Origin of the sequence: Micromonospora sp. KC721 (assembly GCF_004348355.1) — a bacterium.
Classification (GTDB): domain Bacteria; phylum Actinomycetota; class Actinomycetes; order Mycobacteriales; family Micromonosporaceae; genus Micromonospora.
In genome coordinates, this window is record NZ_SMJY01000038.1 from 25,213 (window position 1) to 37,920 (window position 12,708).

Annotated in this window: 15 protein-coding genes and 1 pseudogene; 9 read left to right on the forward strand and 7 right to left on the reverse strand. The window is 67.6% G+C overall.

What is annotated here, in order from left to right:
- Window positions 1-221 precede the first annotated feature (221 nt).
- Window positions 222-875, reverse strand: a complete 654-nt coding sequence (locus E1182_RS09835) for a helix-turn-helix domain-containing protein (protein WP_132263222.1) — start codon at window positions 873-875, stop codon at window positions 222-224.
- A gap of 104 nt (window positions 876-979) precedes the next feature.
- On the opposite strand from E1182_RS09835, the gene E1182_RS09840 reads away from it, so the two are divergent.
- The 5 genes from E1182_RS09840 (at window position 980) to E1182_RS09860 (ending at window position 4,436) form a co-directional block, all read left to right on the forward strand.
- Window positions 980-1,198, forward strand: coding sequence for a hypothetical protein (locus tag E1182_RS09840; RefSeq protein WP_132263225.1), 219 nt, complete (start codon window positions 980-982; stop codon window positions 1,196-1,198).
- Between the two features lie 156 nt (window positions 1,199-1,354).
- Complete coding sequence (locus E1182_RS09845; RefSeq protein ID WP_132263228.1) at window positions 1,355-1,945, forward strand: hypothetical protein; 591 nt, start codon at window positions 1,355-1,357, stop codon at window positions 1,943-1,945.
- 398 nt (window positions 1,946-2,343) lie between these two features.
- Complete coding sequence (locus E1182_RS09850; RefSeq protein WP_132263231.1) at window positions 2,344-2,640, forward strand: hypothetical protein; 297 nt, start codon at window positions 2,344-2,346, stop codon at window positions 2,638-2,640.
- Between the two features lie 7 nt (window positions 2,641-2,647).
- On the forward strand, window positions 2,648-3,178 hold the full coding sequence (locus E1182_RS32115) for a hypothetical protein (protein WP_243706128.1): 531 nt from the start codon (window positions 2,648-2,650) through the stop codon (window positions 3,176-3,178).
- Between the two features lie 421 nt (window positions 3,179-3,599).
- Window positions 3,600-4,436 carry a hypothetical protein gene (locus tag E1182_RS09860; protein ID WP_132263233.1) on the forward strand — a complete coding sequence of 279 codons (837 nt, stop codon included), beginning with the start codon at window positions 3,600-3,602 and terminating at the stop codon, window positions 4,434-4,436.
- A gap of 103 nt (window positions 4,437-4,539) precedes the next feature.
- Here the strand turns inward: E1182_RS09860 and E1182_RS09865 are convergent, their stop codons facing one another.
- A complete protein-coding gene (locus E1182_RS09865; RefSeq protein ID WP_207921337.1) occupies window positions 4,540-6,285 on the reverse strand; it encodes an ATP-dependent endonuclease in 1,746 nt (581 codons plus the stop codon).
- A gap of 321 nt (window positions 6,286-6,606) precedes the next feature.
- On the opposite strand from E1182_RS09865, the gene E1182_RS09870 reads away from it, so the two are divergent.
- A complete protein-coding gene (locus tag E1182_RS09870) occupies window positions 6,607-7,515 on the forward strand; it encodes a tyrosine-type recombinase/integrase (protein WP_132263237.1) in 909 nt (302 codons plus the stop codon).
- 187 nt (window positions 7,516-7,702) lie between these two features.
- Here the strand turns inward: E1182_RS09870 and E1182_RS09875 are convergent, their stop codons facing one another.
- Entirely contained in the window at window positions 7,703-8,317 is a 615-nt protein-coding gene (locus tag E1182_RS09875; protein ID WP_243706129.1) for a G5 domain-containing protein, read from the reverse strand.
- A 57-nt stretch (window positions 8,318-8,374) separates the two neighbouring features.
- Between E1182_RS09875 and E1182_RS31015 the strand changes: the two genes are divergently transcribed.
- Window positions 8,375-8,530, forward strand: coding sequence for a hypothetical protein (locus E1182_RS31015; protein ID WP_165942565.1), 156 nt, complete (start codon window positions 8,375-8,377; stop codon window positions 8,528-8,530).
- 86 nt (window positions 8,531-8,616) lie between these two features.
- Here E1182_RS31015 and E1182_RS09880 read toward each other — a convergent pair whose 3' ends face one another.
- The gene (locus tag E1182_RS09880; protein ID WP_132263239.1) at window positions 8,617-8,985 is read right to left on the reverse strand and encodes a hypothetical protein; all 369 of its coding nucleotides are present in this window, start codon (window positions 8,983-8,985) and stop codon (window positions 8,617-8,619) included.
- Between the two features lie 149 nt (window positions 8,986-9,134).
- Window positions 9,135-9,386, reverse strand: a pseudogene (locus E1182_RS09885) (DUF4913 domain-containing protein); the annotation flags it as partial.
- A 406-nt stretch (window positions 9,387-9,792) separates the two neighbouring features.
- On the opposite strand from E1182_RS09885, the gene E1182_RS09890 reads away from it, so the two are divergent.
- Window positions 9,793-10,392 (forward strand): RNA polymerase sigma factor, encoded by a 600-nt coding sequence (locus tag E1182_RS09890; RefSeq protein WP_132263242.1) that lies wholly within the window; start codon window positions 9,793-9,795, stop codon window positions 10,390-10,392.
- Window positions 10,389-11,327 carry a CU044_5270 family protein gene (locus tag E1182_RS31635; protein ID WP_256370826.1) on the forward strand — a complete coding sequence of 313 codons (939 nt, stop codon included), beginning with the start codon at window positions 10,389-10,391 and terminating at the stop codon, window positions 11,325-11,327. Before E1182_RS09890 ends, E1182_RS31635 begins: the two co-directional genes overlap by 4 nt.
- A gap of 79 nt (window positions 11,328-11,406) precedes the next feature.
- Here E1182_RS31635 and E1182_RS32120 read toward each other — a convergent pair whose 3' ends face one another.
- Window positions 11,407-11,928 carry a hypothetical protein gene (locus E1182_RS32120; protein ID WP_243706130.1) on the reverse strand — a complete coding sequence of 174 codons (522 nt, stop codon included), beginning with the start codon at window positions 11,926-11,928 and terminating at the stop codon, window positions 11,407-11,409.
- A gap of 280 nt (window positions 11,929-12,208) precedes the next feature.
- The coding region (locus E1182_RS09905; RefSeq protein ID WP_243706131.1) for a DUF4913 domain-containing protein at window positions 12,209-12,708 on the reverse strand (500 nt) is incomplete at its 5' end.

Here is a 12,708-nt window from a genome sequence, read left to right on the forward strand (position 1 = left end):
CGCTCGCGGCGATCAATCTACGCGGCACCTGCGACACGCACTGACACCGAGCGAGAACTTACTGACACGGCCTGAGAAGACGACTGCCATCCCGGCGAGAGATCCCAGACATCAGCGCCGCCCTGATCTGCCCGACACGGGCGCCCGCGCCGCTGGAAGAACACTTATGAAGGCATCATCTTGGCGGGGGCGATTCCTGGGAATCGCCCCCGCCCTTGGGGTCATCCGTCCGCGTCTTCGTCACGCGACGGATCAGGTCCTACGAACCTGATGTCCTCGGGCTTGATCACCAGCGGCACCCCCGAGTTTTCGAGGGCACCGACGATCTGCTCCACGAGACGGTCCTCCTCGGCACGCCGGCGATCTCTCTCTTCGTCCTCCATCTGTTCGGCAGCTCGGGCGGCCAACACCTCACGCAGCACCGTCACCTCAGGTGTCAACTCCAGCCAACCGCCGGCACGACCTTCCGCCCATTCGACCGACAGGCCGGCGTCCTGGGCCGCACGAACGGCGAACGCGAGCTGAATCAGTGCGTCCATCTGCGCGGCGGCAGCGGCCCGGGTCTGCTCGGCCAACTCGAACGCTCGACGCCGCCACTGGTCCACTGCTGTCGCGACGTTGAACGTGGCGGGATTGGAGGTCAGCTCCGTCCAGCTCCACAGGTCGAGCGCGGCGCCGATGGCCACGGCCTCGGTGAGCTTGGGCTCGCGGTGGCCCTGCTCAAGCTTCCAGATCGTCGCCTGGGTGCAAGGGTGGCCGAGATCCTTGATCCTCTGCGCTAGCTCGGCTTGGGACAGGCCCTTCGTTTCACGGATCTTGCGCAGGTTGATCGCGAAGTACTGCCCGACAGACCTATCGGCATCCAGCGTCGCCACACACGGGTCCCATCTTCCAGCGACTCCGAAATGGAGTCGGTCTTAACTTCCAACCGTAGTGTACGGTGCCTGGGAGTCAAGAACCAATCCGAATTGGAGTGACCGTGGCGAAGGAGTCGCAGGCCGCCGAGCGCCCGTACCTGCTCAGCCTCCGGGCGAGCATCATCCTGGCGCTGAGCGTGCTGGTCGGCAGCGCGGCTGCCGGGCTGACCATCGCGTCTGGTGGGGGCTGGGCGAGCGCCGTGCTCACTGGCGGCGTGGCGGCCGGCGGGGCGATCACGCTGTTCAACCAGATCATCGGTGATGGTGGCGATACCCGATGACCCCGCGCTCAGGTTCAGACGGCCGCTGATCTTGGGCATTAGCCCTCTCGCAGAGTCGGTTGAGTCGGCCGGGGGTGAACGTACGTCTCACCCCCGGCCGGATCGTTAAGCCCTGGTAGTGGCGCAGGCATCCGCCGCCAGCCGAGGAGATCGATCATGCACCAACGCTTGACCGCGCTGCTGGCCCTGCCGCTGCTGGCGCTGCCCGCCTGCACCACGCCCACCGCGTCGGCCGCCCCGCAGCCACCCGCCTCCACGCCCGTGCCGGATCAGTCCTACTACTGGCCAGGACAGGATGAGGTGATGGATACGGCCGACCGGATCGAGAGCGCCGCCGCGCACGGCTGGCCCCGATCGTGGGCCGGCGTGGAGAACGATCTGCCGGGCCGGTCCGTGGTCGTGCATCGCATTCCCACGCCCGGCATGGACGCCGAGATCCGCGCCATGGTGCCCCCCGGAGTGGGACTCCGATTCGTCGACGCCGTCTACTCCGCGCAGACCCTCGACGCCTGGCTCACGCGGGTCCGAGCCGACCAGACGTGGTGGGAGCGCCGCCACGGTGTGCTCATCCACAGCACGTACGCCGAGATGGGCGAGTGCGCGGTCTTGGAGACTGAGCACCCGGCCCGAGACGAGGCCCGGATCGCGGCGGTGGCGAGCCGGTCCCCGGGCTACCGGTCCATGTCTCTGTGCGTGCGGCAGGGCTACCCGTACGAACCGCTCACGCCCCCGACGTACCGCGACTGACACTCGCCAGCTCTACGCCGCGACGGCGGTCCCCGACCGGGGCCGCCGTCGTCCAGCGCCGTTTGGATCTGGTGACACGCTTCTTACCGGCACCCCAATACGCGAGCGTGCCTGCCTCTAACCTCCGTGGGTTACCCACAACGCCATCTCGCCCGGCGCCGGGGCGAGAACGAGCGCGCGCACTTGGTCGTGCTCGACGTGCCGGTGAACCTGCGCGCGATCGACCCGATCGGTACCAGCCAGGTCTGGGCAACCCTCACGCTCACGCAGGGGTAGAGGGAGTCCGGATCGCGGCGCTAACGCCGACTCGCCCAGCTCGACACCGACGACTATCGGCCGTTGCGGCTCTCTCAATCGCGCACATTCGCGTGATGACGCGATGTCATAGGGTTACCGGCATGGTCAATGTGGACGACGAACTGGACCACCAGGGCATGGCGATCGTACTGATCGACGCCTTTGCCGAACGCGACGCGGCAGGCCTGGCCGCGCTCGACGCCGCTGGCCGGGCAGCGCAGGTTCAGGCCCGGCAGGCGCTGTACGACTACGTCGACCGGATCTGGGAGGACGCCAAGGCCCGCGGCCTGGACCCGGCGGTCCGGCCGGACTGGAACGTCGTGGCCGGGCTGCGGGACCTGACCAACGCGCTGGTCGAGCAGGCCGGGCAGGCGCGAGCCGACGCCGGCGAGGACTGAGCAGCCGATGACCGACACCAACTCGCGTGATGCCGAGATTCGGGACCTGGTCGCCAGCACGGCGATGCTCGGCCGGGTGTCCGGGCGTGAGCCGTGGCGCGAGCTGCTCCTGCGGTTGACCGGAGGCCGGTGGCCGCGCCGGGCCGGCTGGCCGGTCGTGCCCCGGCTGGCCACGCCGTGGCAGGACACCGTCTCGAACGAGCGGATCGGCTGGCGGATGCGCGCGGCGAACCTACGCGGCCACGACCCCGATGACGCGTCCGTACGGGACGAGTTCGTGTTCGAGGTCGACTACCAGATATGTCGTCGGTGCCGGATCGGCTGGGTCGAGCAGCCGCACACCCTGCCGGCCTACCGCCGCCGCGGCCTAGCCGCCGCCGGTCTCGCGGCGCTGCGTAGGGAAAACCCCGGCTACGCCTGGCACACGCTCGGCGGGCACATCGACGGCTCGCCGGCGTTCTGGGACACCATCGGCGCCGACGTCCCGGGCGGCTACCGGCCCCGCCGGGTATGCGAGCACGTCACCGCCGGTGGCTGAACGCCCCCCAGGGCGTCAGAACGGCCCGTCCGTAGCTTCCAGCCCCAAAAACGCTAAGGAGTTGATCTAGCGGGAGGGTCGCTAGTGACTGTTCGAGAAACGATCGTTTTCCGAACAAGATCAAGATGTGTTGTCAGGGCGGGTGGATCGCGTCCGAAAAATCCGCCCGAGAAGTCAGCGTGCCCAACAACGCGACGGCGGGTTTGTTGGGCGGTCCGATCGGCCCGTGATCGAAGTCGTGCCAGATCGCCGATGTAGCCGCCAGGGTTCGCGGGATCGGTCACCCCGGCATCGTTGCGGTGGCGCCGCCCTGTCGCGCCCGGCGGCATGCCGGCCCCCGGCAAACGCTCGAACCCAAGCGGCACGTGCGACCTGGCGCGGCGGCCACGGTTCGTCGTACAGGGCGGTTAGGTTTCCCGCCGTGGACGACGTGAGTAGCCTGCGGTCCTCGGCGACCGCCTTCGCCGAGCAGCACGCCATGACCGTGGTGCCCGCCGTGCCGTTGCACGACCTCGGGCCCGAGGTGCAGCTCGACGCGGAGGTCATCGACCTGCCGGGCTTCCTGGCCCTGGCACAGCGGATGGGTGCGCCAGCCCTGTATCTGGAGGTCGACCCGTTTGACCCGGACCCGGACCTGGTGGCCGACCCGCCACGGCACCTGCTCGCCCGCCGCGGGCAGCTACACGGCATCGAGATGGCGTTCGTTGCTGGCGGCGTCGTGCACTTCTGGGAGCACACCGCGTCCTGGTACGCCGAGTGGGAGTATCTGCTCGCCGCCAGTCGAGCCGCCAGCCGTGGTGGGGATATCGATGACGACGACGACCGGCCGCGCTGGCTGAGCGAGAGCGAGAGCGAGGAACTGGCCGAGCCCGCCGTGCAGGCCCTGCTCGCGATGCCCGAGTTCCGCGCCGAGAAGCCCGGCGGCGGCCGGTACCGGTTCGCGCAGCAGAACCTGCCCGCCGACATCGACGAGCGGGTCACCCGCACGGCGGTGCGGCTGGCCTGCGACCGCGCCGACGAGCTGACCCGGCAGCGGTACGCCGACATCGACGACCACTACGAGCAGCTCGCCGCCGGCCTGCTCACTGACCCGGCCTACCAGCGCGCTGGGTCAGCCGCCGCCCGCAAGCAGGTCGCCGAGCGGTACCTCACTACCTGGGCCGACGGCTGGGCTCCTCCCACCGTCGCCCGCGAAGAGCTCTACGCCCGCGCCCAGCGACTGGCCAAGACAGCGGCCCGCCCGCCAGCGCTGTACTGACCGGCACCCCGGGGGGCGGGGTGCCGGTCCTGATCCCCCGACTCACCCTCACGGCATCATCCGGTACGCACCGTCGGATGCCGGCGAGGCGTGCGTAGAGCTTCTACGCGCGGAGCAGACGGTTGATCCTGGCGAAGAGTTGAGAGAACCGCTCGATGACGTCGTCGTCGATCTCGTTGCGCAGCGCCGTGGCCGAGCGCATCAGGTAGCTGGCGGGCTGGTAGTGGTCGAACCGGCCGCCCAGCGCAACCTCGACCTGCTTGACGATTCGACCGCCGCCGCTGAGCTTGCGCTTCGTTACGGTGCCGACCTTGCTCTCCTTGAGCAGCTTCAGGTACCAGTCCGGCTCGAACAGGTCCTCGATGTCCGCCTCCGGCGTGGCGGTGATGTCGGTGAGCGGGATGAGGTTGTCCTTGGGCAGCAGCCCGCGCTGGACCATGTTGGTGATCTTCTGATTGCCGCCGGCGGCGACGTCCATGATGACGGCGACATTCAGGTCGCTGGCTCCCAGCAGCGCGATGAAGGTGGGGACCTTGTCGAGGCCGCCGACCGGGGTGATTGTCCATCGAGGGTCGAGAGGGGTCTTGCCCTTCTCCCGGACCAGGTCGCTCATGACGGTGAGGTAGGCGACGTCGGCCGGCCCTTCAACGGCGAGCTGATCGGGGCCGACGATCAGTGCCTGGGACATGTCCACGCCTAGGGCGCCGAGGAGCGGGAAGACCGTTTCGGGGCGGGCGGCCCAGACGTCGTTGCTGACCTGGGTGCCCTGGCGGGGGATGTCTTCGACGGTGCGGCACCGCTCCAGGTGACGAGGCTGGATCATGAACAGCGAGTGGGTGGTGTAGATGACCTGGTGGCCAGTGGCCAGCCGCTCATCGATGTAGCGAAGCAGATCGCGCTGCGCCTTGGCATGCAGGTTCAGGCCGGGCTCGTCCAGCAGGATTACCCGGCGCTCTTCCTTGGCGTACTCCGAGAACGCGGCGAGGAAGGAGAAAAACCAGATGAAGCCCTTCGAGCGCTCCGCCATGTTGAGGGTGACCCGGTGGGTTGCGTTGCGGACCCGGATCTGCAGCCACGGCTCGGGCTGATTCGGTCGCTGCGGCCCGGGACGGGATTCGATGTCCAGCTCGACGGACAGGTCCTGGTTCTGCGTCCAGTACTCGAACAGCTCGTCGGTGAGCTGGTTTGCGGCGGCCTCCAGTGACGCCTTGCGGGCCTCGTAGTCCGCCTCGGCGAACTCCTCACTGGCCACACCGGCCAGCCGCAGCAGCGCCAGCGCGGTGCGCTCTCCCGGCTTCAGCTGGTTCTCGTCGGTGTTCTGCAGGCGCTCGATGGAGACGCTGCCGGGGAGCACACTGTACTCGTCGAAGTACTGGATCTTTGGGAGCTGGCCGAAGAGGATCGTCCTAGCTTCGCTTTCCAGGTCGCGCTCATCCAGGTCGTCGGCAAGGTTGGTGGCGGCCGCCGGTGGTTCTTCCTCGGCGCGCAGCGCGTCGACAGTCTCGCCGAGTGTCTTCTTGGCGTACTTGCCGCGGTCGAGCCCGGCCTTTTCTACCAGGTGACCGATTGCCCTGGCCTCATCGATGATCGGCCCCGACCACCAGGTCTCCGCGCTGCCGTAGCGACGAGTGACCTTGACATGCGTGACCGTTACGGAGCCCTTGCCGAACTTCGCCTCCACCGCGGCGACGTCGTCGAGATCGAGTGCGAAGGTCAGCTCGATGGGCTCCACCGAGCCGATCTGCGCCTTGTCTCGGTTGTAGCTGCTGCGCGGATAGTCTCGGAGGGGCTCGAACGTTGTCGGGTGGCCGCTGGGCAGCGGGTTGAAGCGGTAGATGGCCTCCAGCACGGCGGTCTTGCCCGCCTCGTTCTTGCCTACCAGGGCCGTCAGGTGATCGTCGACGAGGAACTCGCCGGAGTCGGTGAGGCTCTTGTACTTGGTGATCTGCGCCTTGGTTACGCGCATCCGTCCATCCTCGATTGATCTTCATGTTATTGCGTGTATCCGCAGCGTAGTGAGCGATGCCGACATCACCTCGAACTGTTTGCGCTGTCCCAGTCGATAACTACCCTTATCCGCTGAGTACGCCTAGGATCTCAGCGGATAACGCCTCTGGGGCGTGGCTGGAAGCCCGGCCGAAACTCAGCGGATAAGAAGGACGGTGCGCCGATGGCCCGGACCGCGACCGCGACGGTCGTCCCACTGCGATCCGACGGTCCGGCCGCGACCGCCGACCGGGCCCTCGCGGCGCTGCACCGACACCTCGACCGGTGCGCCCTCGCGGCCAACACGACCAAGGCGTACCGGGCACGCGCCCGCGCCTACGTCGACTGGCTCACCGAGCACGCCAGCGCGCACCCAGACGCGTTCGTCGACCAGGTCGGCGCCGAGGCCGCCGTCACCGCCTGGCGCCGTCACCTCATCGCCACCAAGGCCAGTCCCTCTACCGTCAACCAGGCCCTCGCCGCCGTCGACCTGCTCTACGAGGTCGGCGCCGGTCTGCGGCTGAAGGTCAAGCGGGCCCGGGTGCTCCGCCCGGGCGAGCCGGACGCGCTTACCCCGAAGGAGCAGGGCGCGGTGGAGCGCGCCGCAGACCGTCGGGGTCTGCGCGACGCCGCCATCGTGGCCGTACTGCTCTACACCGGCGCCCGCGCGGAGGAATGCGCACGGCTTGACGTCGATGACCTCGCCATCACCGCCCGCACCGGCACCATCCGCCTACACGGCAAGGGGGACGAGGTCCGCCGGGTCCCGGTGCCGGCCCAGGCCCGCGACCGACTCACCGCCTGGCTCCGCCACCGCGGCGGGGAGCCGGGACCCCTGTGGACCGGACAACGCGGCCGGCTCACCACCTCCGGCATCACCCAGATTGTCCTCGCCGTCGGCATCGACGCAGGCCAGCCCGGGCTGCGCCCGCACCGGCTGCGCCACACCTACGCCACCCGGCTTCGCCAAGGCGGCGCCGACCCGGCCCAAGTTCAAGCCCTGCTGGGCCATGCCTCCCTCGATACCACCGCCCGCTACTTCCGAGCGGGCGTTGCGGAGCAGGCCGCTGTGGTGGAGAGGATCTTCGACTGAGGGCTTCTCTGGGCGGGAATCCAGGGGTGGCCCTGGTTGGTGCGCCGCCTGGCCAGCGGGTATGGCATGGCTACGCGCTTCGGGGCCCTTCGCCGCACACTCTCCACTCGGTGACCGATAGGCCCACCAGCTTGGCCACACCTGCCGGAGGCGATACCGTCGCTCCCTCGACGCCCGTGTACAGCGCCTATTCGTCGCAGCCGTAGCCGTCATCGTTCCGATCAAGTTTGTAGATGTCGTCGCCGATCACCTTTACGGGGCCCTTGACGTAGGCGGGTCCGTTGCCGCTGCCCCCCGCGCAGTCCACGTCGCTTGCGATCGGCACACAGCCGCTGTAGTTCGGGTCGCAGTTGCTCGTCCCGACTGCAATAACCTCGGTTACGGGCTTCGTCGTGACCTGTGCCTTGATCAGCTTCCTTGCTGTCTCAACCCCGTCGGTGACGGTCACCTGGTAGGTGAGCGTCTTGACGCCGCCAATCCCGCGTGTCCGTACCTTCGTGGTGCCCTTCGGTATCGACGAGTCTTTGACCTGCCTGGTCTGGTACGGGATCGGTTCGGTTTCGGTGACTGTCCGGAATTCCACCACGGCGCGGGGGGTCGGTGTGATCGTGGGCGACGGACTGGCGGCAACCGTCGCAGCGATGCTGGTTGCGCCACTGGTAGGAGCTATCGCTCCATTTGCCGAGCCGTCGATGGCCGTGTTTACGGCTGCCGCGCCGAGCCCGAGCGCTGCCAGGATGGCAGCGCTGACGGTGATGGATCGTAGGTTCCCGCCGGGCTTCTGATGGTCTTGGGTGGTCACCCCGACAAGTGTGGCCAATAACCGCCAGTATTTGGCCCAGGGGGCCCGATCGCCACGATGTACCGGCTCCTGCAGGAGCTCCGGCAGGTCAAGGCCCGGCGCTGCCCGCCGCAGTTGGCTCAGCAGCGCCTGGCCTCACAGCTCACCGCTGGCACCCGGCCCGAGCGTGATCTCACCCTGCATCACCGTCTGCTGACCCCGCGCGACACATGAGGTGACCCGCTGCGCCACACCTACGCCACCTGGCTCCGGCAAACCTGCCAGCTCAGGTCCCCCTGCCCAACCTCGACGTGTCGGTTCTACTCCTCGGCTGCGGGCAGCGGTTGGTCGGCCGTGCCCTGGTCGTCCTTGGCCTTCTTTCCCTGCTTCTCCTGCACGCTCAACGTGGTGAAGTTCTGGTCCTCCCATCTCTCGATCGACCAATAGGCAACGAGTGCGCCCACGACCAAGGAGATGAGGACCGCCAGCCACAACGGGAGGTCCGCCAGACAGGTGACCACCATGCTGGTGGAGAACAGGGCTACCCCGGTTAGCGCGGCGGCTGCTGGCACCTTGATGTAGAAGCTCGGACTGGCCGTCGCCATCGAGAAGATCAGCACGCCGGTACCCAGCGCGATGACGGTGAAGATGATGACGAGGATGACGTTGGGGATCTCGGCGGTTCCCACGGTGGGGTAACTCCTTCGACTCTCCGTAACATGGCAAATGCGCTCAGCTTTTATACACTTCGATGAAGGGCCCGGGTAGAGACCGGTATGCGGGCCGACCGTGCCGGCAACCCGTCTGCCGACCCTGGACGGCGCGCGATGACGCGGAATCAGAGCGCGTCGACGTCGGGGAGTTGGGCGAGGACTTCTGCCGGGGCCGGCTCGACAGGCAGGGGTTTGGGTTCGGTGTGCTTGTCCGGGCTGCACCGGCTGAAGGGCCCGTACTCGGCGGCGAGCGCGGCGAGGTGGGGGTCGAGGTGGTCGCGCCACCAGATGCTCATGCCGGTCTGTGGGTCGGAGACCCGCAGCGTTTCCCAGGCCCGCCATAGTGCGTACAGGCGGGAGATCGCCTCAGGGGCCCACCAGCGTGGGCATCAGTTCACCCCCGGAGGTAAGTCCGGTGGCCAGCCCCGCCGAACAGGCCGCCGTCGTCGAGCGGATCTTTGATTAGCGGACGGTCACCCGAGGACCGATAGGTAGACGTAGCTGCCAGGCGGAGCGTCGGCCCATGAGATGCGACCAGTCGTTCGGTGGTTGGACTCCCAGGACATTCGTTGGATCAGGGGAGCGGCCCGATGAGCTGCACGAACGCAGGTTGGAACAGCTGTATCTCTCCTGACCCTCAGCTCGGCCACCTCGCTGTGTGCCTCGCCGCCTTGGTGATGGAATTTTCGGCGTGAACTCGAAGTGGGCTAAGTGGCGAGACATGGGTGAGAGCCGGCAGGTACGGAAGGACTGACATGGGGCGAGTTGGTGGGTGTGCCGTACATGCTGGTTGATCAGCGGATTGTCGCAGAGCAGGAATCGGATGCCTGGTACGTGGAGGCTTCTCTGGTAGACCACTCCTTGTTCACGGTCCTCTACGACCGGCATGCGGCGGCCCTCTACCGGTACGCCCACGGACGGGTCGGTGCCGACGTCGTGGATGACTTGGTGTCCGAGACTTTCTTGGTCGCCTTCCGCCGCCGTCACCGCTACGACGTGTCCCGGCCGGATGCGCGGCCGTGGTTGTTCGGGATTTTGACCAAGGAGATCTCGCACTATCGGCGGCGTGAACGGGCGCACTACCGGGCGATGGCTCGCTGCGGCCCGGTCGATGTCGTTCCCGATTCGGCGGAGCAGGCGGTGGCGGGCGCGGCAGCTCACGCGCTGCGGGCGCCGCTGGCGCGGGCCTTGGCCGACCTGCCGGCCAGAGACCGCGATGTCCTGCTGCTCATCGCGTGGGGTGGGCTCAGCTACGAGGAGACCGCCCAGGCAATCGGCATCCCGGTGGGAACAGTGCGGTCACGGCTCAACCGTGCCCGACGCAAGGTCAGCAGCGCGCTCGGCGGCGACGACCCGACGCGCGCGGTAGAGGAGACGATGTGAACGACCGGCAGCTCATTGATCAGGTTAGGACGTTGCTCGAACCAGCAGAGCCGCCACCGCACCTACGGGGCAAGGTGAACCGAATGATCGCCGGTACCGCAAGGCCGGCGCGGGCGCGGTCCTGGAGACTTGCCACGGTCGGTGCTACGGCGACCGTCGGAGTGCTTGCGCTACTGGTCAGCTCGGTGGTGAGCATCGATGGAGAACCGCCGGCTGCCACTGCCCAGGCAGCGGAGATCCTCCACCGGGCCGCTGACACTGCTCGGGCCGACCGAACTCCGGCCCCCCGCGGCGACCAGTTCATCCTGACCACGACGAAAGGCTTCGCCCCCGTCGCCGGACAAGACGAGCCCGCGACGACTCTCACCCGCTCGTGGAAGTCCGTTGACGGCACCCACGACAGCATGATCTGGGAAAGCGACCCGCCGGCCAGCGGCCGCCAGTCAACGGTGATACCCGGTTGCCGCAACGGGCGGGCCAAAGAGTGGGGGCCGGACGGCAGCCTGTTGAACTCCACCCGGCCGTGCACGCCAACCCCGGCCTATCTGAAAAATCTGCCGACCGACGCCACCAGCATGCTCAACTATCTGCGGCGGATGAATGGCCGCACCACGGCGAGCGACGAAGAGACCTTCGCCAACGTGGGAGAGCTGATCCGCGGATACCCGCCCGCACAGTCACGGGCCGCCCTGTACGAGGCGGCCACAAAGATCCCCGGAGTAGTGGCCTCTCGGTCCATGACGGACGCTGCAGGCCGCTCCGGCACCGCAGTGTCCCTCGTGGGAAACATCGACCGGTACGACCTCATCTTCGAGCCACAGACCTACCGGTTCCTCGGCTGGCAGGTCGTACCAAAGGACGAGAGCCGTGGGCCAGTCCGCTCGCAGGTGATCTTGAGCGTTGCCATCGTCGACCGTGCCGGTCAGGTCTCGTAGCACCCAGACGAGACGTCGACGACGAGCAGGGGGGCGGCCGCCGGGGCGATGGCCGCCCCCCCTGCTCACGGTCAGACGATCACCGGAAGTACTGGAACGGGCTGCTGCCGCCCCCGATCGACGAGCCGTTCTGGTTGAAGGTGTCGACAAGGGTGTAGCCGTATCCGTCGCCCGACGTGCTGTGGGTGGCGAGCGGGTACTGGCCGAGGTGGTCCGTCACGACGGTGTACTTGTACTTCAGGTCGCCGTTGTAGTTGATGTAGACGCGAGCGGTTCCGTAGTGCTGAGCGTTACCGCCCCATGAGTTGACGTAGAAGTCACCCTTTAACTGGCTGTTGGTCCAGCTGACGCAGACGCCCAAACTTCCGGTGTTCTTGCAGCCGCCCCCGCGCGCGAAGGGTTTCACCGACTCCTGCATCTCGGCTGCGATCTTAAGCGCCTTCTCCGACGGCGGCGGCGGGTTCTTCTCCACCCAATACGTGACGCCGCTGCTGGGAACCACCGGAGCCTTGTCGCTGGCGTGCGCGGCAGTAGGGACCGACAGCGCGGTTAGAGCGGTGGTCAGCGCCAGGATCAGGGCCATACTTAACTTGCGCAGCACAAATACCCCCATAGAAGTAGATCACTCCCCGGCGAAGTGAATCTACCTCACTCTTGCTCATCGACACTGATTATTTACTCAGGGTGACGAAGATGTGAATGCCTGATCATCACGCAACGTTCAGGTCCGACATACACCCAGACCGGTGTCGACGTACGAGGGCTGGAAGACCGGCGAAGCTTGGTGGCGGCGTGGCTGAGGGCCCACGTTCCCTCAGCACGATGAACCCCCGGTGGAGTTCTGTACCGGCCACCGGGCCGTGCCACCGAGTCAGATGTCGTTACGCGTCGGGAAGCTGCGCGAGGACCTCCGGGGGTGCGGGTTCGACCGGCAGAGGGCGGGTGTCGGTGTGTTTGTCAGGACCGCACCGGCTGAAGGGGCCGTACTCGGCGGCGAGCGCGGCGAGGTGTGGGTCGAGGTGGTCGCGCCACCAGATACTAATGCCGGTCTGCGGGTCGGACACCCGCAGTGTTTCCCAGGCCCGCCACAGCGCGTACAGGCGGGAGATGGCTTCGGGGTGGGCCCACCAGCGTGGGCACCAGTTCACGCCGGAGGTGGGTCCGGTGGCGAGGCGCCGCTCGACGACGTGGGCGAGGTAGCCCCCGACGAACGCTTCCACGTTGCGGTAGACCGGCTCCGGGTCGGCCGGTTCGGCGGCCGGCGGTTCGGCGGTGGGCGGGGTCGCGCCGGGGTCGCCGGCGATCTGCCCAAGTAGGGCGCTGAGGTCGGCGACCGGATCGTCAACCGGTCCGGGGGTCGGCGTGGTCATGGGGTCGGCTC